The organism is Salinicola tamaricis (genome assembly GCF_003006155.1).
GTDB lineage: Bacteria > Pseudomonadota > Gammaproteobacteria > Pseudomonadales > Halomonadaceae > Salinicola > Salinicola tamaricis.
The window spans coordinates 3,253,444-3,277,330 of the sequence record NZ_CP023559.1; the positions used below are offsets into that span (position 1 = coordinate 3,253,444).

Here is a 23,887-nt window from a genome sequence, read left to right on the forward strand (position 1 = left end):
CGCCGCGCGAGACGCGCCAAGCGGCTGCCTGCACGGGCGCTTTTTGCCCCTTGGGTGATATTTAAAAATATCTTTTTTGATATCTGAGATATCACTTGAGATGTTTAGAAACGACTATCGATGCTTTAGACTGTGGGTGCCAAGTCTCAACGGGTGGAGCGTGAAATGATCACTGGTCCTCAAATGCGTGCCGCCCGCGCCCTGCTGGGCATCGATCAGCGCGCCCTGGCGGCGTTGGCGGGCGTCTCGGTACCCACCATTCAGCGTATGGAAGCCAGCCCCGGCACCGTGCGCGGCGTCATCGGCAGCCTGACCAAGGTCGTGGAGGCGTTGGAGCGCGCCGGTGTCGAGCTGATCGGCGATGAGGCGATCAGCCAGGCCACCGGGCGCGGTGTGCGTCTCAAGACGGCGCCTGGCGAACCCTGATCCCGCCGATATCACCTTCCACGCTCGACTCGAAAGGCCTCGCTCGTCATGAAGCATGTCCGCACCGCCAAGTCGCCGGGTTTCGCGGCGCTGTTCACCCCCAAACTGGTGACCGTCCTGCGCGAGGGGTACGGGCTCGCCAGCCTGCGCGCCGATCTGATCGCCGGGCTGACCGTGGCGGTCGTCGCGCTGCCGCTGTCGATGGCCATCGCGATGGCCTCCGGCGCCTCTCCCGCCCAGGGGCTCTACACCTCGATCGTCGGTGGCTTCGTGGTCTCGCTGCTGGGCGGCAGCCGCTTCCAGATCGGCGGGCCGGCGGGCGCGTTCATCGTGCTGGTGGCGGCGACCGTGCAGGCCCACGGCATGGCAGGGTTGCTACTCGCCACCCTGTTGTCGGGGGTGATGCTGGCCATGATCGGCTGGCTGCGGCTGGGCAGTCTGATTCGCCTGATCCCCTATCCGGTCACGGTCGGCTTCACCGCCGGGATCGCCCTGATCATCTTCGCCAGCCAGCTCAAGCCGCTACTGGGGCTGACCTTCGCCGGGCAGGAGCCCGGCCCGCTGCTGGAGAAGCTGCCGGCGATCTGGCAGGCGCTGCCCACGGCCAGCCCTGTCACCATGGCGCTGGCCCTGGCGACCATCGCCACCATCGTGCTGGTCAAGCGCGTGCGGCCGCGCTGGCCGGGCATGCTGGTGGCGATAGCGGTGACCGCAGGGGCGACGGCGCTGCTGGGTCTGCCGGTGGCGACCATCGGCTCCGCTTTCGGCGGTATTCCGGAAACCCTGCCGATGCCATCGCTGCCGGCGCTCTCCTGGCACAAGGTCATCGAGGTCCTGCCCAGCGCCGTGGCCTTCACGCTGCTGGGAGCGATCGAATCGCTGCTGTCGGCGGTGGTGGCGGACGGCATGAGCGGGCGCCGCCACCGCGCCAACTGCGAGCTGGTGGCGCAGGGGGTGGCCAACGTCGCCTCGGCGCTGTTCGGCGGTATCTGTGTCACCGGCACCATTGCGCGCACGGCCACCAACGTGCGGGCCGGCGCCGTGAGCCCGATCGCCGGCATGCTGCATGCGCTGTTGTTGTTGCTGTTCATTCTGTTGGCGGCCCCGCTGCTGGACTATATCCCGCTGGCGAGCCTCGCCGGGGTGCTGGCGGTGGTGGCCTGGAACATGATCGAGAAACACGCTTTCGTCAGTCTGCTGCGGGCGTCGCGGGGCGATGCCGCGGTACTGTTGATCACGCTGCTACTGACGGTCTTCCGCGATCTGACCGAGGGTATTCTGGCCGGCACGCTGCTGGGCGCGCTGCTGTTCATCCAGCGCATGTCGCGCACCGTGGGGCGGCGCAGGTGCCCTGGGTGCCGGAGGACGTGGCGGATACGAGCTTCGACTACCGTGACACAGGGCTGTCACCCGCCGACCCCGAGCTGGTGGTCTATCGGTCTCCGGCGCCTGGTTCTTCGGCGCCGCCACCTCGATCGAGTCGATCCTTTCGCGGGTGTCCGACCGCCACCGCGGGCTGATTCTCGACTTCACCGAGGTACCCTTCATCGATGTCATGCCGCCGCGCGCTGGAGGGCATGCTGAGCGCCTCGCGGCGTGCCGGTATCCGCATTGCGCTGACCGGCACCCACAGTGACATGCGGCGGATGCTGTTCGCCAATGGCGTGCGCCCACCGCTGGTCAGCTACGAACGCTCCATCGAGGCGGCGGTGAACAAATTGCGGCGTGCGTCGGCCGAGACGTAGTCCCGTCAAGATTCAGGCCGGCCAGCACTCGGGTGATCAGGGTATCGGGCGCAGCGCTGGGGGCCGAGGTTGCGCGGCGCACGACGTCAGATCCCGCGCCGAGCGTGCTGTCGACTTGCCGCAGGTGTCTCGCTGTTACCCGGATCGTCATGACCTGAAACCGTAACCTTGGCATAATGCGGCGCTTCACGAGCACCCGCGGTAGCGCCATGGGCGGGTGCGGTTTTTCCTGTCTGGAGTCGACATGACCGCCTGGAACAAGCTGCTGGTCGCGACGACGCGGCTGCTCGATCTGCATGACAGCGCCCATGAGCCGGGGTCGCCCTTTGTCCAGGTCACCCAGGAGCAGCGGCGCGGCCTGCGTGACGGCTACTGGCTCGACCTGGGCTGCCTGCTGCTCGACTACCTGCTCGAGGTGGATTTCGCCACCAACAGTGCCTTCGTCACTCAGCGCCGCTGCCTTTCGCATCTGCGCGGCGAATACCCGTCGTTGCCGGCGGACGATCTGAGCTTCGTGATCAATCTGCTCGCCACCCCCAGCGAGGTTCACTATCGCGAATGGCAGGCCGGCCCCGCCGATGACGAACTGGCGCCGGGCGAGCGCAGGGTGCGCAGTACCAAGCGCACCGCGCTGATCGAAAAGCAGGGGCAGACCGGCCAAGTGCGCCTCACCCCGAGCGGACGCCAGGCGGTGACCCTGGCCAGCCAGGTCGAGGATCTGCTCTATTCCGAGTATGACGCGGCCAAGGTGGTAGCGGCGTTGTCTCGGGGTGACTACGCCCGTGTGCCCGATATCACCCAGCAGATCCTGATGGCGATCCGCGCACTGACCCAAGAGCTGCGCCGGGTGCGCGAGAACCCCACCCATGAGGGCAAGCTGGCGGCGCTGGAGGAGAACGAGCGCCACTACCACAACGCCTTGAGCACGATCCAGAACACTCTGCTCAGCGCCCGCGCTCAGCTCGCCGCGCCCGGCGTCGCCGAGCACTTCGCCCACTGGTCCGAGCAGCAGGAGGCGGAGTGGGACCTGCGCATGCTCTCGGGGGCGATCGGGCGCGTGCTCAACGCCATCGAAAACCTCTCGCGGCGCCTCTCCGAGCTGCTCTCCGACATCGCCGAGGGGCGCATCCAGTCGATGGGTGTGATCGACTTCGCCGGGCTGGCCCAGCGCCTGCTGCTGGCGCCACCGCCACAGCGTCTGCAGGACGCGGTAGTGGCGCGCATGATGCCGCTGGGCACGCAGGTGGCGATGCCCCGGGTGGAGACGCTGCTGCCGCTGGTGGAGACCCGCCGCGCCGAGCGCAGCGGTGCCGCGCTGGTGTTCGACGAGGCCGGCGACCGGCCCGGTGCCGACCCGCTGCTGGCGCGCTATCTCAAGGCGCGTGGCCCGGCACTGCGCCAGCGTCTGCGTCAGGCGCCGCTGTCGCTGCCTGAAGCACTGCGCGAGGGTTGGCATCGCTTCGACGACGAAGCGCTCGACTGTCTGCCCCAGCTGCTCAACACCTTCGTCGATACCCAACTGCTCGACGACCATCTCAGCGTGGGGATCGACGACACCCCCTTCGCCATCGAATTGCCCGACGGGCGCCGGATCGAAGGCGCCGTCACACCGTCGCTGCGCGTACGCGAGACGACGCTGCCAGACCAGGACGTTTGACTATGAACATGATGGAAATGGGCGAAGTGGTCGCCTACCTGCTGCGCTATCGCACCGCCGAGCGCGTCCCCAGCGGCGGCCGCAAGCGGCGTGCCGCGCGCGAGGGTCAGCTCTCCGAGCGTGATGTCTGCGCGCTGATCGATGACGCTCAGGAGAGCGAGCGCGAGGCGCTGCGCGACTTCCTTGCCGGCCAGGGCATGCGTCTCAAGGTGTTCGAGGCCGGTGACTATCCCGGTATCGCGCCGGGCTCGCGCTTCTTCGCGCTACTGCCGGACCCGGAGCTGGAGCAGCCGCCGCTTTATACCCGCGATGCGGTGTTCGAGGCGCTCAAGCTGCGCCAGGAGAGCCGCGCCGAGCTGGCACTGTGGTATCTGCAGCTGTGGCTGCTGCTGCACACCCTGATCTACACCCGCCTCAACCGCGCACTCTCCGATGTCAGCCGCTATCAGGAGGCGACCTTCGTCACCCGCGAGCTGGTCGAGCTGGTGCGCGATCAGCTCGAGATTCTGCGCGGGCTGGGCGAGAGCGCCCCGGAGAACAGCCGGGTGCTGCTCGACGAGCGCGGCGAGGATATCCCGCGCAGGGTCAAGGCGTTCATCGATCTGCTGGTGCGCGCCGGGCATCTCGATCTGGTGCGCGAGACCGGCGATGAGGACGTGTGGCAGCAGACCCTGCTGGGGGCCCTCGAAGCCGAGCAGATCGGCGTGCACCACCTGACCCATCTGATCGCACTGACCGCCGCCGAGGGTAGCGACGGCGAGCGTTTGCTGGCGACGGCGGAAACGCCCGACGCTGAGGCACACTCCCAGTCGAGCGCCGCTGAAGAAGGTGAGGCGAACACCATGGCAGCGGACGAGCCCGTCGCCGCGGAGGACGAGGCCGCAGCCGCCGGGTCGCAAGGCAAGGCCCCCGGTGCCCAGGAAGACGAGGAGCCGCGTCAATGAGCGTCATTCATCGCATCGAGATCGCCAACCTGCTCAACAAGCACGGTGATATCGCCTCGCCGTGGGAAGCCAAGATGCGCCACCTGCTGATCGATCTGCGCGGGCAGTCGAGCGCGATCAGCATGGAGAACGGTTTCGGCAAGACCACCATGGCCGAGGCGTTGATCGGCATGCTCTCGCGCGACCGCCAGCTGCTCACGCGCACGCGGCGCAAGTGCTCGCCCTCCAAGGTCGCCGGTGAAGCGCGCAGCTGGACCCATCTGCGGGTCGAATTCCGCGCTCAGCAGGGCAGCACCCAGCAGGACGACATGCTCGCGGTGGCCGGCGAAGAGGTCGCCGGCGAGACCTTCGTCTTCGGCATGTACGGCTACAGCGACGGCAGCGGCCTGGTGTTCTACCACTACCCGGGTCAGCTCTCCGACGTGCCGGTGCACCATATCACCCGTGACGGCAAGCTGGCGCTCTACGCCAATGCCGACTTCCAGAGCCTGATGCGCGCCCACGGGGTCACCCGCGCCACCAACCGCGAAGAGTGGCTGGAGGCGGTCGGGGTGCACATCTCGCGGCGCGAGCTGGCCCAGCTGGCGGCGTTCCAGAAGGAGGGCGGCGCCGACAAGCCAGATCTTCAACGCGATCAAGCCGCGCGCCGGCGAGAAGGCCGACCAGGCATTCTTCTACGAAGTGCTGGCGCCGCAGATTCTCTCCGGTGCTACCCGCGGCGAGACCGACGAGGAAGAGGAGCTGATCGAGGACGTCATCCTCAACTCCGGCACCCGCATCACCGAGCTGCGCCATCGCCTGGCCGAAGCCGAGAGCGATCAGCAGCGCGCCGACGACAAGGTCGAGCGGCTCGCCACCCTCAATGAGGAGGGCGAGAGCCTGCTCGAATCACGGCGCCAGCTGGCCGCGCTGGACGCCTCGCTGCTCGAGGCCGAGCGTCTGCTCGGTGGCCAGGCGCTGGCGCCGCTGCCGGGGCTGCCAGGCCAGCGCGATGGCGCCGAGACGCTGGAAGCCGGCGTCGCCGAGGCGGCGAGCGGACTGGCCTGGGCGATCGGCGACACCGAACGCCCGCGGGTCTCCACCTGGCTGCTGGCCAAGCTGAGCCGCCAGGCCGAGCGCAACGTGCGCCTGGCGCTCTCCGAGCGCGGGGCGCGGGTCGACACCCACCGCCGCCTGGTGCATCTGCCCCAGGCGAGCTGGATCGTGGCGCGAGACATCGGCCATGTCGCCTTCGATCAGGCGCGTGCCTGGCTCGCCGACAGCCACGCCTTCGCCGATGACGCCGCGCGCTACCGCGCCCTGGGTGTGCTCGACGAGGCCGCCGAGGCGTTCGAAGGCCTCGACGGCAACCGCTTCCGCGAAGAAGTGATCGCCGACCGCGAGTATCGCCGCTCACTGCGTCTGGACGCCGAGCAGCTCGACGAATCGCTGGAGCGCCTGGAGCAGGAGCGCGAGCAGCTGGAGTCGCGTCAGCGCGACTTCATCGACAACCAGAGCGTCTACACCCAAGCGCTCGCCGAGGGGCTGTTCAGCGAAGCCGAGCTGGAGACGCCCGAGGCGACCCGCGAGGTCGCCCGCGAGGCGCTGGAACAGGCGCGCCGCGAGCATGCCGAGCACCTCGGGCGCATGGGCGAGCTCAAGCAGCCGGCGCAGTGGTATGCGGACTTCGAACGCGAACACCCCGATGCCACGCCGGAAGCGGTGCTTGCCCTCAAGCAGGAGCGACAGGAGACGCTGGAAGCGGAACTCGGCGAGTGGGATGCCCAGGCCGCCAATCTCAACGCCCAGCGCGAGCGTACCCTCCAGGCAGTGCAGCGCGCGCGAGCAGCGCCAGCGGCTCGAGGGCGAACTGGCGCCGCTGGCCGCCGGACGTCAGGCGTGGCAGGCGTTCAATGAACAGTGGCCTACGCATTCGGCGATCGGCTTCTGGGACGCGCGGCGCAGCGCGTTGAGCGAGCACGAGCAGATCCTCGCCGATGCGCGCCGCGAGCTGGCCGATCTCGACGCGCGTCTAGGGCGTCTGGCGCCGCTGGAAGACGCCGCCGAACGCTACCGCCACTGGCACGCCGATGCCGCGCCGGTGCATCTGCGCGACACCCTTTATCGCCAGTCGCGGGAGTGCCAGGACCGGCTGCACGAACTGAGCCAGCAGCGCAGCGAGCTCAAACGCCTGGTGCAGGCGCAGGCGGACTTCGGCGACTGCAGCGAGCAGTCGCCGGAGGCGTGGCTCAAGGATGCCAAGGCGCGCTATCCGCGGCTGCTGCGCGAGCGTGAAGGGCTCGAAGAGGCGATCGAAGCCCGCGAGCGCTATCTGCAGAGTCTGAGTGGGGACCCGCTGGCGCGGCTGGCGGCGGAGAGCGACGCGCAGCGCCTGCTGACGGCAAGCGAGATCGCCTTCCGCCCGCTGCACGAGGTACTGGCAGCAGCCGAGGCCGACACCCAGGTACGCCGCGACTGGCTGGCCCAGGCCGCGGGGCAGCTGTTCGCACCGGTGGTCGAGGGCGAGGCGGCAGCGCGTGAAGCCGCGCAGTGCCTGATCGATGGCGGCTGCGGGGTGCCGGTGCTCGAAGGAGAGCGGCTGCGTGCCACGCTGGCCCGCGGCGAGCTGCCGCTGGGCGCGATTCAAGGCGTGGAGACGCTGGCGGTCAAGGCGGCGTTGGACCCGGCCTATCTCACCGCGCTGCGCGACGAGACCCAGCAGCGCCTCGAGATCGACCACCAGCGCCTGGCGGCATTGGGCGCCGAGATCGAGCGTCTCGACCCGCACGGCGAACGCTTCGCTCTGGCGCTGCGCGCGGCCGAGGCCGTGAGCCGCGAGGCAGCGGTGGAACTGGCTGCCCTGGAGGAGCGCCAGGCCCGCCTCCTCGCCGAACAGGAGGCGCTGACGCCACGCCTCGGCGAGGCCGCGCTGAAGGCGATCGACGACTATCAGCGCTTCCTTGAGGAGGGGGGCGAGGCGGCGCTGGCCGCGGCGCGCCAGGCGCGCGCCCAGGTCGAGCAGCGCCTGGCCGAGCACACCCCCGAGCGCGAACGTCTGGCGCGGGAGTTCGAGACCCACGGCGAAGGCTGGCTGGCGGCGGAGCGCTTCGCCAGTGCCGGCGGTGTCGAACGTCTGGAGGAGATCGACGCCAGCCTCGCGGCGGTGGCCGAGGAGGCAGCGGAACTCGAGGAGACCTTGGCCGAGCTGACGCTGGAGAGCGAGGCGCTGGACGCACGACGCGACAGCCATCGCGAGCAACTGCGCCAGCTGTTCGCCGACGGTGAGCGCGAGCGTCTGCGCCGCCTGGCGGCGTTCGTCGCCGAGGGCGGCCCCGGCTTCATGGCAGCAGGCCGAGCAGCGCGAGGCGCGCTGCAGGCCGCTCTGACCGCGACCAGTCGGCGCGCCGACTTCGATTTCGAGCGCATTCGCGCCTTCCTTGACGTGCGCGACGAGAAGGGCGGCAACCGCACCCTGGAGCGCGATATTGGGCGGCTCAAGCAGACGCTCAAGGAGACCCGCGACAAGCGCCGCCACAACGGCCGTGAGCAGGAAACGCTGGAGAGCCGTCTGGCGCGCCACCAGCAGGCGCTCAATATCACCGACCAGCTCGCCGTGGCTTGGCTCGAAGTGCTGCGCCAGCTGCCCGAGGGCTGGGCCGAGCGCGCCCTGGCCGATGCCGGCGCCGGCTGGCCGCAGGACCACGACGAGGCCGAACGCCTCGACGCCGCGCTGGCCGACTGGCGGCGCTGGGCGCACGCCTCGCTCGACCCTGAAGATAGCGAGGCCTTCGACCCGGTGGCGTTCGAAACTTGCCAGCAGACCCTGCTCGACGGCTTGGGCGGGCTCAATCTGGGCGAACGCGCGCGCAATCGCGAGCGCCAGGCCCGCGATGTCACCGCGCGTGAGAAGGCGCTGGCGCTGTCGCTGGAAGCGGCCAGCGCCAGCCGGCTGTTCAACGAGTCAGAGCGCGCGCGTCTGGGCACCCTGGAAGGGGTCAGCCACGCGGCGCTGGAGTCCTTGCGCGGTCTCCACCGTCAGTTGCAGGGACAGCTCGACGAGCACCGTACTCGGGTCGCCCGGTTGCACACCTCGCGTGAGCAGATCGAGGACACTCTGGTCGAACGTCTGAGTTCGATCATCATCGATGCCGCCGGCAATCTCGAGATCCTCAAGCGGGTGGCGAGCCGCTCGAGCGACGGCGGTGCCTACTTCGAGGTCAAGGCGGCGCTGATCGCCGACGACGCTGTGCGCGAGCTGATCCAGCAGCTGCTGGCGGACATCGACGCCCACCTGGCGGTGCAGCGGCGGCGTCTGGAGCAGTCCGGCGAGGCTGCCCAGAACAAGGGCGGGCGCGACGACGAGCTGACCCGGCAGATTCGCCGGCGTATCTATCGTGGGCTGTTCCAGGCGGTGAGTATCCGCATCAAGCACGATGCCATCCGCCCACACGGGCGGCTGTTCTCGCTCAACGAGGACATGTCGGAAGGACAGCGCGAGGCGGTATCGCTGATGTGGCTGGTCAAGCTCTCGGAGTTCGCCATCGAGCGCGAGCTGCGCGAGCTGCCGGGAACCCACAAGCGCCGCGCGCGGGCCAGCCGCGAGAGCGTGATCCTGCTCGACGGGCTGTTCTCCAAGCTCTCCCACCGGCGTCTAATCCAGGACTCGCTGGAGTCGTTGCGCAACACCCGCGGGCGCTTCCAGATGATCGGGCTGATCCACAACCCCAACTACGAGAACGACCCGAGCATCTTCCCCACCTACCTGGTGGGCAGCGTGATCGGCGGCCAGCAGGGGCAGGGTGGGCACGTCATCGTGCGCGACGGGCGCCAGGTCGCCCCCGAGGAGACCGGGCGCGGCAGCGGTGAGGCGAGCCTGTTCGGCATCCACGTCACGCCGGCCACCGCGGAGTAGTGGCTAGAGACTGACGGCTGTGCGGCCTCGGCGAGAGGCCGCGCAGCGTGACACTCGGTTCAGCGCAGTACGCAGTTCAGCACCTGGCTCAGCGCGGGGCATCGTAGCGGCCCTGGCGCGCGTGCGAGAACACCACCTGCCACAGCTGTAGCTCGCGGGCGCGAAAGGCCCCGGCGCAGGCGCCCAGATAGTAGAGGAACATGCGCTTGACGCGCTCGCTGTAGTGATCGGCGATCTCGTGCCAGTGGTGGAGCAGGTTCTCCTGCCACGCCATCAGGGTGGTGTCGTAATCCGGGCCGAAGTTCTGCCAATCCTCCATCACCAGCTTGCCCTCGCTGGCATCACTGATCTGCTGTACCGAGGGCAGCACGCCATTGGGGAAGATGTACTTGTTGATCCAGGGGTCGGCGCTCACCTCGTTGGTGTTGGAGCCGATGGTGTGCAGCATGAACAGCCCGCCCGGCTTGAGCAGCCGCGTGACGGTGTCGAAATAGGTGGCGTAGTTGCGCTGGCCGACGTGCTCGAACATGCCGATCGAGACGATGCGGTCGAATTCGCCGTCGAGATCGCGGTAATCCTCCAGCAGAATCTCCACCGGTAGTGCCGCGCAGCGCTCGCGGGCGAGCTTGGCCTGCTCCTCGGAGATGGTGATGCCGGTCACTTCGACGCCATAGTGGCGCGCGGCGTGCTCGGCAAAACTGCCCCAGCCGCAGCCGATGTCGAGCACCCGCATGCCCGGTTCGAGCGCCAGCTTGCGGCAGGCCAGGTCGAGCTTGGCGACTTGGGCCTGGTGCAGCGTGGTCGCCTGTTTCCAGTAGGCGCAGGAGTAGCACAGGGTGGCATCGAGCATGCGCGTGAACAGGTCGTTGCCGAGATCGTAGTGCTCGCGGCCGACGATATAGGCGCGCGCCTTGCTCTGCAGGTTCATGAAGCTCGAGCGCAGCCGGTAGAGCAGCCGCCCCGCGGGCGTGTGGGCGGCGCCGCCGAGCCCGTGGCGCAGCAGGCGGTGCATCATCTCGTCGATGCGTTCGCACTCCCACCAGCCATCCATGTAGGCTTCGCCGAAGCCGATCGAGCCCTGTCGCACGATGCGCGCGAACAGATCGGGGTGGTGGACACGAATGTCCCAAGGCTGGCTGCCGTTGAGGGTGACGCCGGAACCTTCGAGCATCTTCTCGATGGTGTGGCGGGCGCGGGTATCGGGTAGTGCCACGGGGGCCATGGGTGAATTACTGATCATCGTCGTTCCTCGCATGGAGCGCGTGGCGCTCCCCCGGCCGCACGGCGATGCCAGGGCGTACATGCGATGAAAGCCGAGAGGGAGAGGCATGAGATGACGCGAGTGACGGCCTATCCCGGTTGGCGTCTCGATTCGCCTAAAACGACCCGAGCGATGAACGATGGCGGATGAGGAGCGGTGTGGCGCCTGTTCCCTAAGCGTTACCCGGTGGCGACCGGTGCCACCGGGCAATTACATTGCGTGCTAACTTCTTTACCCTTCTTAGCGTAGCGCGCCTGGACGATTATTCCAGCTCTTCGTTGGGGATTGGTGACGCCAGGCTTTCTCTTCTGCGTCACCGGCATCGGCAGGGCACGCGTCGAGTGCTAGTCTCGGCCTGAAAGGGCCGGCGATGATGACCGTCGACATCCGCATATCCGAACGAGCGACGACTATGAGCAGTGACGATATTAAAAGCGACATGAACGACGAGCGCCAGGCGTCCATGCAGGTGATCGTGGACCTCTGCGTGGTGCCTCTGGGCGTCGGTGTCTCGGTATCCGAGTACGTGGCAGCGTGTCAGCGGGTGATCGAGGCCTCGGGGCTCGGCTACCGCATGCATGCCTACGGCACCAATATCGAAGGGCCTTGGGACGCGGTGATGGCAGTGGTCAAGGCGTGCCATGAGCGCGTTCACGCCATGGGTGCGCCACGCATCACCACCACGCTGAAACTGGGTACCCGCACCGACCGCGAGCAGCGCATGGACGACAAGGTCGCGAGCGTCGAGACGCGCCTGCGCGCCTCTGCCCCGGGCGGTTCCAAAACGTAGCCTCGGCAGCGCCTGGCGGCGTGCCCGCCACGCTGGCGACTGACAGCGGTCGGTGTCGGGCAGCGGCTCAAAAAAATCGGCCCCGGGCGAGCGCGCCGGGGCCTGAGTCTCAGGGGGTGTCAGTCGTTCAGCGGCAGCGGATGGTCCAGGTCGCCTTGTAGCCATCGCCTTCCTGGGTGGCCGCCTGCAGCTCGGTATCTTCGTTGACCGTGGCGCCCTCCATCTGGGCATTGACCTCGGCCGCCTTTCTGGCGCCATCGTTGGGTCCGAGGATCTGCTGCTTGACGATCACGAACTCCTCACGATCTTCGGACTCGCACTGCTCCAGGGCACGCTCCTTGGCGTTCTCCAGCGCCTCGTCCTGATCGTCGCCCAGGCCGGTGACCACGTACTGCGAGCTGTCCTTCTCCAGTGAGCTGCTGTCGCTGGCGCAACCGGCCAGGGCGGTCAGCGAGAGGCCGGCGGCGAGGGCGATCAGCAGACGTTGTCGAGAGTCGGAAGGGTCATATCACATTCTCCTTGTGCACAAATTACGGTATCTCATCCGGGTACCGATAAGGTTGAGTCTAGATGCTCGCGCCGTCTTCGCAAGTCATTGGAAAATCTCGGAAAAACGTTGCCAAATAGCGACACTTCAGGGGCGTTGCGCAAGTTTCGCTGCTGATATGAGTCGCACCGATTAACCGCTGGCGCTTGTCGACGCCTCCATGGCAGCAGCCAGTCGTCGCTGGCGGAAAACAGGTGGACGGTGAGCGCGTCCAGCAGCTCGCCGCCGTGGCGCCAAAGTGCCAGTAGAGCGGCACGTCCAGCGGCCGGCCGGGATCGAGATCGACCAGGTCGCCGCGCTCGAGGGTGGTCTGCGCCTGGCACTCCGGGATCAGCGCATAGCCGATGCCCGCCAGCACCATGTGCAGTACTCCCTCGGATGACGGGCACAGATGGTGGGGGAAGGGCTCCTTGAAGCCCTGGCTGTCGAGGTAGCGCTGCTGCAGGCGGTCGTCGGGGCCATAGAGAATCGCCGGTGCCCGCGCCAGCGCCTGGGTCGAGACACCCTCAGGGAAATAGCGCTCGGCGAAGCCGGGGCTAGCGGTGACCCGGTAGCGCATGTGCCCCAGCGGGCGCGAACGGGCGCCCTGGACCGGACGCGCGGTGGCGCAGATGCAGCCGGCGACCTCGCCATCGCGCATGCGTCGCAGGGCTACCTCCTGGTCGTCGACCACCAGATCGAGCAGCACCCCGCGCGGTGGCAGAAGTCACCGATGGTCGGCGCCCACCAGGTCGCCAGGCTGTCGGCGTTGATCGCCAGACGCAGGCGCTGGGTGCCCTCGCCCAGGGCAGGGATGCGGTCGAGCAGATCGTGCTCGAGCAGACGCACCTGCTGGGCGTGATTGAGCAAGCGCTGGCCCAGCGGCGTGGGTAGCAGGCGCGGTGTACGCACCACCGGCTGACCGACGCGCCTCGAGCAGCTTGATGCGTTGCGACACCGCCGACTGGGTCAGATTGAGCTGCTGCGCCCCGCGTTCGAACCCGCCCTGGTCGACGATCGCCGCGAGGGCTTCGAGTAGCTTGTAGTCGAGCATTAGCGTTCCTAATGATTCATTAGGGTTTTACTTCAATTAATAGAGCATAGCACGCCATTCTGCGGGCCTCTGCCCATCTCAGGACCCGTGACATGAACCTCTCCCTCGACGCCGGATTCACCCCTGGCACGCCCCTGCTGCGCCGCTTGTCGTCTCACTGCTGCAGGGGTTGATCGGGCCGGGTTGATCGTGGCGATCGGTGCCCAGAACGCCTTCGTTTCTGCGTCAGGGGTTGCGCCAGGAGTACGCGCTACGGGTGGCGGCGATCTGCGCGCTGTGCGATCTGGCGTTGATCGCCGTCGGCGTGGCGGGGTTCGCGCCGCTGCTGGCACGAAACCCGCTTTGATGCAGCTGGCGCGCTGGGGTGGGGTCGCCTGGCTCTGCTCAGGCGTGGCTGGCGCTGGGGCGCGCGCGCCGTCCGCAGGTGCTGTCGCCGGCGGCAGGGGGCGGCGACATGCACGCCGGTGGTGCTGGCGACCCTCGGCGTGACGCTGCTGAACCCGCATGTCTATCTCGATACTCTGGTAATGCTGGGATTGATCGGCAGCCAGCAGGCGAGCCCGCCGGCCTTCGTCGCCGGTGCTGCCATGGCCTCGCTGGTCTGGTTCTCTGTCTGGTGGTGGGGTTGGCCCAGTGGTTGGCGCCACGCCTGCGCGACCCGCGCTGGTGGCGCGGCATCGACCTCGGCGTGGCGCTGGTGATGCTGTGGGTGGCGCTGCATCTGGCGCTGGGCTGACGGCACGGCCGGCAGCGAGGCCTCGCCCCATGCCGTCCGCCGCCGCACCTCAGCCGATCTGGATATCGCCGCGCGCGTAGCGCACGCCGCGGGCCCGCCGCGTGGCCAGGAAGTAACCTACCGAGAGTGGCCCCACACGCCCCAGCAGCATGGTCAGCCCGAGCAGGAATTGACCCGGCAGCGAGAGATCGCTGGTGACGCCGCGCGACAGCCCCACGGTGCCGAAGGCGCGAGACGGTCTCGAAGGCGAGATCCAGAAACGGTTTGTCGGCGTCGGTGATGGTCAGCCCGAACAGTGCCAGCACCACCAGCAGTACCCCCGCCAGGGCCACGGTGATCGCCTTGATCACCGTCTCCTGGGGGATCGAGCGGCCGAACGCCGTGGGCTGCTCGGTGTTGCGGTAGAAGGCGCGGGCGGTCAGCAGCAGCACCACGAAGGTGGTGATCTTGATCCCGCTGGCGGTGGAGCTGGAACCGGCACCGATGAACATCAGCACCATGGTCAGCAGCGTCGAGGCGTTGGTGAGCGACCCGGTATCGAGGGTATTGAAGCCCGCGGTACGCGGGGTGACGGCCTGGAACCAGCAGCCTGGACCCGGCCGAAGATATCGCCGATGGCGCCCAGCGTCTTGGGATTCGACCACTCAGCCCGAGCAGGATGGCGGTGGCGATCAGGTTGAGCCACAGCGTGGCCAGCAGTACCACCTTGGTCTGCATTGCCAGGCGCGACCAGCGGCGCTGGCGGTAGATATCGCTGACCACCACGAAGCCCAGGCCGCCGACAATGAACAGCAGCGTGATCACGCCGTTGACCAGCGGGTCGTCGACCTCGCCCATGAGACTGTCGGACCAGGTCGAGAAGCCGGCGTTGTTGAACGCCGAGACGGCGTGGAACAGGCTGTTCCACAGGCCCAGGCGCCAGCCGTACTCGGGCACCCAGTGAGCGGCCAGCAGCGCGGTGCCCAGGCTCTCCACCAGCAGCGCGAACAGGATCACCAGATTGACCAGATGGCGCACGTCGCTGAAGGCGATCTCGCCGAGGGCTTCGCGCACCAGGTTCTGCTGCTGGATCGGCAGGCGCGCGCCGATCAGCAGTACCGTCAGTGCGGCGAAGGTCATGAAGCCGAGGCCACCGATCTGGATCAGGACCAGCAGCACCGCCTGGCCGGTGAAGGTGAGATCGTGGCCGACGTCGATCACGCTGAGACCGGTCACGGTGACCGCCGAGGTCGCGGTGAACAGCGCCTCGTGCCAGGCCAGCGGGCGCACCGCGCTGCCCGGCAGCCACAGCAGCAGCGCTCCCAGCGCGCACAGCAGGGCGAAGCCGAGCAGCAGCACCTCGGGCGGTGACAGGCGCAGAACGCTACCGTGGGGGGCCCGGCGCAGCGGTTTGCGCAGGCGTTGCCAGCGTCTCATCGGCGTACCCCCATGTGGCGGACGGTAGCCCGCGGCACGCCGCTCATATCTGTTTGCCGATTTCGCGCAGGGCGTCGAGATCGCCCATCAGTACCAGGTTGTCGCCGGCCTGCAGCGTGGTGTCGTCGGCGGGGTTCTGGATCACCTCTTCGCCGCGCTTGATCGCCACCAGGAACAGCGAGTCCCGGTCGATCGCCAGTTCGGCCACGCTCTTGCAGTTGTCGACCAGCCGTTCGGTGGTCTCGACCTCGACGATGAACTGGCGCTCACCGAGACGGATGAAATCGACCATGGCGTGGTAGTTGAGGCTCTCCGCCACGCGCACGCCGGCGTCGTATTCCGGGTAGATGACGCGGTCGGCGCCGAGACGCTTGAGCAGCTTGTAGTGGGCGTCGCTGTGCGCCTTGGCCCAGATCTCCTTGGCCCCCAGCTCCTTGACGTGCAGGGTGCAGATCACACTCGCCTCGAGGTTGCCGTCGACATCGATCACCACCGCGTCGTAGGACTCCAGCGACAGCTCGGCGAGCGCCTTTTCGTCGGTGAGATCGGCGATCACGGCGTGGTCGAGCAGGTCCGAGAGCGCGTCGACCCGCGTTTCGTCGCGATCGACGCCGAGAATCTGGTTCTGATGACGCTTGAGCTCGCGGGCCACGGTGCTGCCGAAATAGCCCAGGCCGAGAATGGCGAATTGCCGGGACATCGATCACTCCTCGTATCGTCCGCCACGGTGCGGACGCAGACCCGCAGCTTGGCACAAGCCGCGACATCGGCCAAACCGCGGCAGGCACTGCCAAGCTCTGATAGGTGATCCCGAGCGCCGAGAGGCACGGCTGTCGCATCGGCGCCGAGCCGACGGTACAATCCCCGCCGCATTTTCGCAGGCGCGGCCATCGGGACCGTGTCATCGCGCTCCATTCGCTGCCTGGTCCGTCAGGCGCGCTTTGCGTTCGAGGAATCATGACCGACACCGCACCCACCAAGACCCTCTGGCTCGGCCGTTGGGGTTTCGTGCTCGCCGCCACCGGCTCCTCCGTGGGCCTGGGCAACATCTGGAAATTCCCCTACATGACCGGCGAGTACGGCGGCGGCGCTTTCGTGCTGGTCTATCTGCTGTGCATCGCTGCCATCGGCGTCCCGGTGATGATGGCCGAGATCGCCCTCGGCCGTCGTGGCCGCGGCAGCCCGGTGGATGCGATCCGCCGGGTAGCACGGGAGTCGGGTCGCAGCGGGCTGTGGTCGGCTTTCGGCTGGATGGCGATGCTGTGCGGCTTCATGGTGCTGTCGTTCTACGTGGTGGTCGCCGGCTGGTCGGTCTCTTATCTGTGGAAGGCGGTCACCGGTGGGCTGCAGGCGGATAGCGTCGACGGTATGGCGGCGATCTTCGCCGACAACAACGCCAACCCCTGGAACCTGGGCTTCTGGAGCACCCTGGTGACGATCGCCACCATGGCGATCGTCGGCAAGGGTGTGCAGGCGGGGATCGAGCGCAGCGTGCGCTGGATGATGCCCGGGCTGGTGGTGATGCTGGCGATCATGATCGTCTATGCGCTGTTCAGCGGCGGCTTCGGCGCGGGCTTCCACTTCCTCTTCGCCTTCGATCCGCAGAAGCTGACCGGGCCTGCGGTACTCGCGGCGATGGGACACGCTTTCTTCACCCTGTCGCTGGCCTCCGGAGCGATCCTGACCTATGGCGCCTACCTGCCGGCGCAGCAGTCGATCGGCCGTACCACCCTGACGGTGGCGCTCTGCGACACCCTGGTCGCGCTGATGGCGGGACTGGCGATCTTCCCGGTGATCTTCGCCAACGGCATGGACCCGGCCTCCGGCCAGAGCTGATCTTCATGAGCCTGCCGCTGGCGTTCGCGCAGATGCCGTTCGGCGGCGTGGTGGAAGTGGTGTTCTTCCTGATGCTGGCGGTGGCGGCGCTGACCTCGGCGATCTCGATGATCGAGGCGACCGTGGCCTGGCTCAACCAGAGCCATGGCATGGCCCGGCGACGTGCCGCCTGGGGCGTGGGGATCGTGCTGTGGCTGGTGAGCACGCTGGCGATGCTGTCGTTCAACATCGGTGCCGACTGGACCCTGGCGGGCAAGACCGTGTTCGACTGGCTCGACTTCCTCACCTCACGCCTGATGATGCCGCTCGGCGGGCTGGGCACGGCGCTGCTGGCCGGTTTCGTGCTGCGGCGTGAAGTGGTGCGCGAGGAGCTGGGGCTGCCTGGCGGCGCGTTCGCGCTGTGGCAGTTCGTGATCCGCTATGTCAGCCCGCTGGCGATCCTGGTGGTGTTCCTGGATGCGCTGGGCTGGCTGGGCGCCGGCTTCGACCTGCGCTGGGTCGCGGCGATCCTGCTGGTGGCGCTGATCGGCGAGATCGCGCTGGGCCGCGCGACGCAGCGTCAGGCGTCGTAAGACAAATCGAGTGGGGCAGATCTCTTGAGAAGCTCTCTGCGCCGCGGGGCTCGCGGCGCAGAGAGCGGGCTCGACCGGCAGTGTCAGTCGTCGATCGACCAGGTCACGTTGACCCCGGCGTCGATGTCGATCTCGCCGCTGCGATACTCCGGTGCACGGCCGGCGCTATCTTCGGCGCGGCACGCATCATCATCATCTGCGGCTTGAAGCTGGGTGCGGTGGTCTCCTCGACGCTGATCACGTCGCCAAGATCCACGTCCAGGGTCTTGGCCATCAGCTTGGCCTTGGCCCGGGCGCGCTGGAGCGCCTGAGCCAGTGCTCGGTCGTCGGCGGCGTCGCTGTCCTTGAGCCCGTAGGTGACGCCATCGAGGGCATCGACCCCGGCCGTGGTGAGGGCGTCGAGTACCCGCGGCAGCCGCTCCAGATCGTCCAGCGTGAGGGTGATCGGGCGCTCCAGCTGGGTGCGTACCTGCGGCGGCTGGGTGTCGTCGCCACGCTGCGGTGACGGCACATAGTCGGGCCTTACGCTGAGCGAGCCGGCGCGGATGGCGTCACGCGGGATGCCGGCCTTCTCCAGGGTGCGGATCAGCTCGCCGGTGCGCTGCTCGAGCCGCTCGCGAGCCTGCTTGAGCGCGGCGGCATCGCCGCTGGTCTCGCTGCCCTGGGCCTGCGCCGGCGTGCGCTCCCACAAGCGTGCATCGAGGGTCGCAGTATCGGGGGCGACGCTCAGGGTGGCATTGGCCTGGACGCGCAGCTCGTGCGGGGTCTTGTCGGCCAGCGCCGGGTGGCCAGGCTCAGGCCCGCCAGCAGGCCGACGGCCCCCAGGCCGAGGGTGCGCGGTAGACGGCGCGTGAGCGGACGGACGGCGTTCGGGCGATAGCGAATCATGGCGTTTCCTTGCTGTCGTGGCTGACTTCCAGAGATCATGCCGTCGATGGCAGCAACTGCCATCGCTGACGCACGCTGGGCTTAGCCTCTCATGCTATGCTCGCTGGTGCCCATGTCCCAAGCGAGAAGGGTCGCCATGCGCGCTTTTTCCCTAATCATTCGCCTTGGCACCAGACATCTGCCCTGGCTTGGCGGCTTGTATCAGGCGCAACGTCTGTCTCGTTCACGAAGTCTATGTCAGGCCCAAGGCTTCTCGCGTTTAGCACTGAGCCTCGCACTACTCAGTCTGGTAGCGCTGAACCTGGTGGCGCTCCCGGCCCAGGCCGAGATACGGGTGGTCGACGATCATGGCGAAGCGCTGACGCTCGCCGCGCCTGCTAAGCGCATCGTCGCGCTGGCGCCGCATCTGGTCGAGGACGCCTTTGCCGCCGGGGCCGGCGCGCAGCTGGTCGGAGTGATCGCCGGCAGTGACTACCCGGCGGCGGCCCGCGAGCTGCCTCGGGTCGGTAGCTATCGCGGCATTGCGCTGGAAGCGGTGGTCTCGGCGCAGCCGGACCTGGTACTGGCGTGGGGAGTGGCACCCCGGATGACCTGGTGCGCCAGCTCCAGGCGTTGGGGATTCCGGTCTACCGCAGTGAGCCGCGGCGACTTGCCGACATTGCCGGCAACCTGCGCGATATTGGCCTGCTGAGCGGCCATCCGGCGGCGGGGGAGCGTGCCGCAGCGCGCTTCGAACGTGCCCTGCTGGAGAGTCGTCAGCAGCTCACGCCGGCGCCCCGGGTGTTCTATCAGTTGGGGCAGGCACCGCTGACCACCCTGGCCGGCGGTCAGATCGTGACCCGGGTGATCCAGCACTGTGGCGGCGAGCCGCTGTTCGCCGATGCCCCGGTGCTGGTGCCGGAGATCGGCTGGGAGGCGCTGCTGCTGGCGCGCCCCCAGGTGATTGTCGCCGCTGCGAAAGACGACGCCTGGCAGGCGTTCTGGGCCGGGCACGAGGCGCTGCCGGCGGTGGCTAGCGGCACCCTTTACAGCCTCGATCCCGACGCGGTCAGCCGCCCCGGGCCGCGGCTGGCGCAGGCGCACGCCAGATGTGCGCGGATCTGGCCGACGCCGCCGCGCGGCTGGCATCCTCCAGCCCCAGTGAAGGGCAGGGTCAGTAGACGACACGCTCAGTCGTCGCTGTGATCGCTCATCGATGCTGTGATCAATAGTCGATGCCGTGATCAATAGTCGATGCCGCGGCGGGCCTGGATGCCGGCATCGAAGGCGTGCTTGACGTCCTGCATCTCGCTTACCGTATCGGCCATCTCGATCAGCTCGCGATGGGCGTTGCGTCCGGTGACGATCACGCTCTGCTCCGGCGGCCTGGCGGCGATCGCCTGGCGCACGGTGTCGATGTCGAGATAGCCGAACTTGAGCATGTAGGTGATCTCGTCGAGTACCACCAGATAGACCTCGGGGTCGGCGAGCAGGCGCTCGGCGTCCTGCCATACCGCCTGGCAGGCGGCGGTATCGCTCTCCCGGTTCTGGGTCTCCCAGGTGAAGCCGGTGGCCATGATCGACACCTCGAGATGGGGGTCATCGGCCAGCCGCTCGCGCTCACCGCACTCCCACAGCCCCTTGATGAACTGCACTACGCCGACGCGATAGCCGTAACCCAGGGCGCGGGTCACCGTGCCCCAGGCGGCGGTGGTCTTGCCCTTGCCGTTGCCGGTGAACACCAGCAGCAGGCCGCGCTGCTGGTCGGCGGCGGCGACCTTGTCATCGACATGGGCCTTGAGTTTCTGCATCGCGCGCTGATGGCGCTGCTGGCGGTCGGTCATGCTGGCTCCTGTCTGGCGATGCCTGGCTGGCGGTGAGACGCGCGCGGGCGTCGCGTTACTCGGCGGGCGTGGTGGGTGGCGGCGGATAGCCCAGGGTCTGGGCCAGGGCGGCGGCGTGGTTGGCGATCCAGTCGGCCGATAGCGGGCCCCAGTCGTGGATCACGTAGCGCCCGCTGAGGTGGCGCGCGCCGGGGGTCTGCTCGAACTCGCAGCGGATGTCGAGCTCGCCCAGGGCGGCGAGGGTGTCCTGGGCGGTGCGCCGCGGCATGCCGGTGGCTGCCACCAGCGCCGGGACGCTGGTGGCCAGCCCCGCGTCGATCAGGTGGGCGACGTAGAGGCGGCGATAGAAGCTGGTGCGAGTCTTGCTGAGCGACATGCGCAGGGCTCTGGCTGCTGGCTGGGCGCTCATCCTACGATATGCGCGCAGCGACGACGAGCCCGTCGCGGCGTGGCTCAGCCCGCCATCACCTGCTGCATCAGCGGCCGCTGCTCGCGGTACCAGGCGGCGAAGCGCTCGATGCCGGTCTCCAGTGGCACCTGCGGCACATGGCCGGTGGCCTCGCGCAGGCGCGTGGTATCGGCCCAGGTGCGTTCGATGTCGCCCGGCTGCATCGGCTGGAAGTCGCGTGGGGCCTGGGCGCCCAGGGCGCTTTCCAGGGAGTCGATGAAGTCGAGCAGGGCCACCGGGTCGCCGCGGCCGACGTTATAGAGCGCGTGCGGTGCGCCGGTGTCGCCGGCGGGCGCTCGGGGCAGCAGCCGCACCAGGCTCTCGACGATGTCGTCGATATAGGTGAAATCCCGCGCCATGCGGCCATGGTTGAACACCGCGATGGGATCGCCGCGCAGCAGGCGCTCGGCGAACAGGCATGGCGCCATGTCCGGGCGCCCCCAGGGGCCGTAGACGGTGAAGAAACGCAGGCCGGTGGCGGGCAGACGGTGCAGGTCGGCGTAGCTGTAGGCCATCATCTCATTGGCGCGCTTGGTCGCGGCGTAGAGCGAGGCCGGCGTATCGACCGGGTCGCTTTCGCAGAACGGCAGTCGCTGCTGACGCCCGTAGACGGAGCTGGAAGAGGCGTAGAGCAGATGCTCGACTGCATGGCGCTGGCACACGTCGAGCAGATTGAGAAAGCCGGTGAGATTGCTGTGGCCGTACTGGTGCGGGTGGCTAACCGAGTGACGCACCCCGGCCTGGGCTGCCAGGTGCATCACGTGGGTGAAGCGCTCCCGCGCGAACAGCCCATCCAGCGCGGCGAGGTCGGCGATATCCTGGCGCACGAAGCGCACCTTGCCCAGGCGCTCGAGACGCGCCTGCTTGAGCGCCACCGCGTAATAGTCGTTGAGATTGTCCAGCGCGACGACGCTATGACCCTCGGCGGCGAGGCGCCGGGTGAGATGAAAGCCGATGAAGCCAGCGGCGCCGGTGACGAGAATGTTCATGCGGGGTCCTGAGCTGGGTCTTGGGAGAGAAGACTGGTCCCGCCGGCGCTCAAGGCGCCGGCGTGGTGGCGGTGCAGAGCGCCGACTGGTCGGCGTGGAAGAGTGCCCGGGTCGGCAGGATATCCAGCGTGCCGCCGCGGTAGTCGAAACTGTGCACGGCGCTGGCGTCGGCGATATAGCGCCGCCAGTCACGGTCGCGGCCGACGATCCAGGCATTCGGATGTGCCTGATGGAGGGCACAGGCGTCCTCGGGCGAGCTGAGGATCGCCAGCGGATGTTCCAGGCGTCCGGCGAACTGGAACGTGGCCTGGTAGTCGCCGTCGAAGGCCACCGGCTTGGCGTCCAGCTGTAGTTGGGCGATCAGCTCGCCGGGGCGGGTCACGTCATAGCGCGGCCACAGCGGCGCCAGCATCAGCTGGGCCAGGATCAGCAGCGCGATGCCGCTGCCCAGTGCCAGCCCGCGTGCGGCGATACTGCGTTTGGCGGGTCGCCAGCGCCACACGATCGCCCCCCAGGCAATCAGCGCCAGGCTGCCGAAGAGCGACAGCGTGGTGGCATCCAGCACGCCATGACCGAACAGCGCAAGGCCAAGCCCCAGCGACCCCAGGGCGATGATCGCCGCGGCCACGGCGCGCACTCGGCGCGGACGCTCCTCCTCGGGCTGCGCCAGACGGTCCATGACCATCAGCGCCAGCGCCGGCAGCAGCGGCATCAGGTAGTGGATCTGCTTGCCGCTGATCAGCGAGAACAGCACGAACGGCACCAGTGCCCAGATCCACATCAGCCGCTGGTGACGCTGGCGCGGCCGGCGTGGCCAGGCTGCCGGCCACAGCGACCACGGGAACAGCAGCACCGGTAGCCACGGCAGGTACCACCACAGCGGCCGGGCGTGAGCCATGGAGTCATGCAGGCGATCGACGCTCTGACCCCACAGCAGCTCGCGGGCGTAGGCGTGTCCGCCGATCACGGCGGCGGTCAGCGCCCAGGCGGCGAGTATGGCGATGCCCAGGGCCAGTGCCAGCAGCAGGCGCCGGCGCCCGCCGGCGCCCAGCGGTTCGGTGCGCCACCAGCGCAGGCCGAGCAGGATCGGGCCGAAGGTGACGAACACCGCCGGGCCCTTGGCGAGCAGGGCCAGGCCCAGCCAGACGCCGCACTGCAGCGCGCGCCGACGGGTCAGGGCGCCGCTCACCAGCGGACTGATCGCACCCAGCAGGCAAGCGGTGAGCAGGATGTCGAACATCAGCGCGCCGCTGTAGAGGTTCCACATCAGCATCGCCATCAGCACCATCGGTGCCACGCGGGCGCGGCTGCCGGCATAGCCCAGACGTCGGGCGATGCGGTAGAGATGCTGCATCGCCACCAGTGCCGCCAGCGGCGCGATCAGTTTGGGCCACCAGGCGTTGACGCCGAACACCCCCCAGCCGGCCTGGATCAGCCAGAACAGCAGCGGCGGCTTGTCCGAGTAGGGCTCGCCGTTCATCAATGGCAGCACCCAGGAGTGGGCGTGCCACATTTCCCAGGCGACCGAGACGTAGCGGGTCTCGTCGATCGGCATCAGCGGGCGCGACAGCGCGCCGATGACGGCCAGCGTCCATAGCAGAGCGATAGCCAGCGTATCGCGGTAGCGGGCGTCCCAGCACAGGGCGGGAAGGCTTAGGCTTTTCTTCAAGGTCGTCATCACGGCTCTGGGTTCTCTACCTGACTCGGCGGCTACTGTGTACGCTGAGTCTTAACGCAATATTACTGTCGTGGCGTTCTGGGGCGCGGGCGGTTTCCGGCGCGCCGGGCCCGCGGCAGGCTAAGGAAGCGTTAAGCTGGCTGTGACTCAATGAGCGCGTGATAGCGTCGCCGGGCGCTGGCCGGCGATTCATCGGCGCGAATTCGT

At 68.1% G+C, this 23,887-nt stretch carries 21 protein-coding genes and 6 pseudogenes; 14 read left to right on the forward strand and 13 right to left on the reverse strand.

Translation table 11 applies throughout. The features are described 5' to 3' along the window. The first annotated feature begins 165 nt into the window (after positions 1–165). From CN538_RS15050 to CN538_RS15075, 8 genes and pseudogenes are all read left to right on the forward strand, one after another. The gene (locus CN538_RS15050; RefSeq protein WP_106419964.1) at positions 166–426 is read left to right on the forward strand and encodes a helix-turn-helix domain-containing protein; all 261 of its coding nucleotides are present in this window, start codon (positions 166–168) and stop codon (positions 424–426) included. Positions 427–627: 201 nt separating this feature from the next. After that, positions 628–1,605: pseudogene (locus tag CN538_RS25390) on the forward strand (SulP family inorganic anion transporter); the annotation flags it as partial. Between the two features lie 286 nt (positions 1,606–1,891). Beyond that, positions 1,892–2,062: pseudogene (locus tag CN538_RS25395) on the forward strand (hypothetical protein); the annotation flags it as partial. After that, positions 2,004–2,171 carry a hypothetical protein gene (locus tag CN538_RS21245; RefSeq protein WP_207233518.1) on the forward strand — a complete coding sequence of 56 codons (168 nt, stop codon included), beginning with the start codon at positions 2,004–2,006 and terminating at the stop codon, positions 2,169–2,171. The pseudogene CN538_RS25395 and the gene CN538_RS21245, both read left to right, overlap by 59 nt. Before the next feature lie 244 nt (positions 2,172–2,415). Next, on the forward strand, positions 2,416–3,828 hold the full coding sequence (locus CN538_RS15060; protein WP_106419965.1) for a hypothetical protein: 1,413 nt from the start codon (positions 2,416–2,418) through the stop codon (positions 3,826–3,828). A gap of 2 nt (positions 3,829–3,830) precedes the next feature. Further along, complete coding sequence (locus CN538_RS15065; RefSeq protein WP_242495189.1) at positions 3,831–4,772, forward strand: hypothetical protein; 942 nt, start codon at positions 3,831–3,833, stop codon at positions 4,770–4,772. Beyond that, entirely contained in the window at positions 4,769–5,638 is an 870-nt protein-coding gene (locus tag CN538_RS20020) for a hypothetical protein (protein WP_129591384.1), read from the forward strand. Before CN538_RS15065 ends, CN538_RS20020 begins: the two co-directional genes overlap by 4 nt. A gap of 893 nt (positions 5,639–6,531) precedes the next feature. Beyond that, complete coding sequence (locus CN538_RS15075; RefSeq protein ID WP_106419967.1) at positions 6,532–9,663, forward strand: coiled-coil domain-containing protein; 3,132 nt, start codon at positions 6,532–6,534, stop codon at positions 9,661–9,663. Positions 9,664–9,751: 88 nt separating this feature from the next. On the opposite strand, the gene cfa is transcribed toward CN538_RS15075, so the two are convergent. Further along, positions 9,752–10,903: a cyclopropane fatty acyl phospholipid synthase gene (cfa, locus tag CN538_RS15080; RefSeq protein WP_106419968.1), complete on the reverse strand. Its 1,152-nt coding sequence runs from the start codon at positions 10,901–10,903 to the stop codon at positions 9,752–9,754. 484 nt (positions 10,904–11,387) lie between these two features. On the opposite strand from cfa, the gene CN538_RS15085 reads away from it, so the two are divergent. Continuing rightward, complete coding sequence (locus CN538_RS15085; RefSeq protein WP_106420669.1) at positions 11,388–11,714, forward strand: MTH1187 family thiamine-binding protein; 327 nt, start codon at positions 11,388–11,390, stop codon at positions 11,712–11,714. Positions 11,715–11,841: 127 nt separating this feature from the next. Here CN538_RS15085 and CN538_RS15090 read toward each other — a convergent pair whose 3' ends face one another. From CN538_RS15090 to CN538_RS26435, 4 genes and pseudogenes are all read right to left on the reverse strand, one after another. Then, positions 11,842–12,102, reverse strand: coding sequence for a hypothetical protein (locus CN538_RS15090; protein WP_106419969.1), 261 nt, complete (start codon positions 12,100–12,102; stop codon positions 11,842–11,844). Between the two features lie 178 nt (positions 12,103–12,280). Further along, a complete protein-coding gene (locus CN538_RS25400) occupies positions 12,281–12,949 on the reverse strand; it encodes a LysR substrate-binding domain-containing protein (RefSeq protein ID WP_340638132.1) in 669 nt (222 codons plus the stop codon). Beyond that, a complete protein-coding gene (locus CN538_RS25405; RefSeq protein WP_340638133.1) occupies positions 12,913–13,155 on the reverse strand; it encodes an ArgP/LysG family DNA-binding transcriptional regulator in 243 nt (80 codons plus the stop codon). Before CN538_RS25405 ends, CN538_RS25400 begins: the two co-directional genes overlap by 37 nt. Positions 13,156–13,219: 64 nt before the next feature. Continuing rightward, positions 13,220–13,294, reverse strand: a pseudogene (locus CN538_RS26435) (hypothetical protein); the annotation flags it as partial. A 199-nt stretch (positions 13,295–13,493) separates the two neighbouring features. On the opposite strand from CN538_RS26435, the gene CN538_RS23210 reads away from it, so the two are divergent. Both CN538_RS23210 and CN538_RS23215 read left to right on the forward strand, forming a co-directional pair. Next, on the forward strand, positions 13,494–13,640 hold the full coding sequence (locus CN538_RS23210; protein ID WP_242495191.1) for a hypothetical protein: 147 nt from the start codon (positions 13,494–13,496) through the stop codon (positions 13,638–13,640). 118 nt (positions 13,641–13,758) lie between these two features. Further along, positions 13,759–13,995: a LysE family transporter gene (locus CN538_RS23215; RefSeq protein ID WP_242495193.1), complete on the forward strand. Its 237-nt coding sequence runs from the start codon at positions 13,759–13,761 to the stop codon at positions 13,993–13,995. A 325-nt stretch (positions 13,996–14,320) separates the two neighbouring features. Here the strand turns inward: CN538_RS23215 and CN538_RS23220 are convergent. The 3 genes and pseudogenes from CN538_RS23220 to CN538_RS15110 all read right to left on the reverse strand — a co-directional run. After that, a pseudogene (locus CN538_RS23220) lies at positions 14,321–14,674 on the reverse strand (potassium transporter TrkG); the annotation flags it as partial. A 133-nt stretch (positions 14,675–14,807) separates the two neighbouring features. Then, positions 14,808–15,446 (reverse strand): annotated as a pseudogene (locus CN538_RS23225) (potassium transporter TrkG); the annotation flags it as partial. A 43-nt stretch (positions 15,447–15,489) separates the two neighbouring features. After that, positions 15,490–16,146 (reverse strand): potassium channel family protein, encoded by a 657-nt coding sequence (locus tag CN538_RS15110; protein WP_106419970.1) that lies wholly within the window; start codon positions 16,144–16,146, stop codon positions 15,490–15,492. A gap of 257 nt (positions 16,147–16,403) precedes the next feature. Here CN538_RS15110 and CN538_RS15115 point away from each other — a divergent pair. Next, a pseudogene (locus CN538_RS15115) lies at positions 16,404–17,854 on the forward strand (sodium-dependent transporter). A gap of 103 nt (positions 17,855–17,957) precedes the next feature. Here the strand turns inward: CN538_RS15115 and CN538_RS15120 are convergent. Continuing rightward, complete coding sequence (locus CN538_RS15120) at positions 17,958–18,545, reverse strand: SIMPL domain-containing protein (RefSeq protein ID WP_242495195.1); 588 nt, start codon at positions 18,543–18,545, stop codon at positions 17,958–17,960. 501 nt (positions 18,546–19,046) lie between these two features. On the opposite strand from CN538_RS15120, the gene CN538_RS20470 reads away from it, so the two are divergent. Continuing rightward, entirely contained in the window at positions 19,047–19,433 is a 387-nt protein-coding gene (locus CN538_RS20470; RefSeq protein WP_164999616.1) for an ABC transporter substrate-binding protein, read from the forward strand. After that, positions 19,337–19,927 carry a TroA family protein gene (locus CN538_RS15125; RefSeq protein WP_164999617.1) on the forward strand — a complete coding sequence of 197 codons (591 nt, stop codon included), beginning with the start codon at positions 19,337–19,339 and terminating at the stop codon, positions 19,925–19,927. The genes CN538_RS20470 and CN538_RS15125 overlap by 97 nt, the downstream gene beginning before the upstream one ends. A gap of 38 nt (positions 19,928–19,965) precedes the next feature. Here CN538_RS15125 and cobO read toward each other — a convergent pair whose 3' ends face one another. The 4 genes from cobO to CN538_RS15145 form a co-directional block, all read right to left on the reverse strand. Continuing rightward, entirely contained in the window at positions 19,966–20,565 is a 600-nt protein-coding gene (gene cobO / locus CN538_RS15130; RefSeq protein WP_106419972.1) for a cob(I)yrinic acid a,c-diamide adenosyltransferase, read from the reverse strand. A 55-nt stretch (positions 20,566–20,620) separates the two neighbouring features. After that, the gene (locus tag CN538_RS15135) at positions 20,621–20,941 is read right to left on the reverse strand and encodes a winged helix-turn-helix domain-containing protein (protein WP_106419973.1); all 321 of its coding nucleotides are present in this window, start codon (positions 20,939–20,941) and stop codon (positions 20,621–20,623) included. A gap of 77 nt (positions 20,942–21,018) precedes the next feature. Beyond that, positions 21,019–22,002 carry an SDR family NAD(P)-dependent oxidoreductase gene (locus CN538_RS15140; protein WP_106419974.1) on the reverse strand — a complete coding sequence of 328 codons (984 nt, stop codon included), beginning with the start codon at positions 22,000–22,002 and terminating at the stop codon, positions 21,019–21,021. 49 nt (positions 22,003–22,051) lie between these two features. Continuing rightward, positions 22,052–23,671: an ArnT family glycosyltransferase gene (locus CN538_RS15145; protein ID WP_164999618.1), complete on the reverse strand. Its 1,620-nt coding sequence runs from the start codon at positions 23,669–23,671 to the stop codon at positions 22,052–22,054. Between the last annotated feature and the right edge of the window lie 216 nt (positions 23,672–23,887).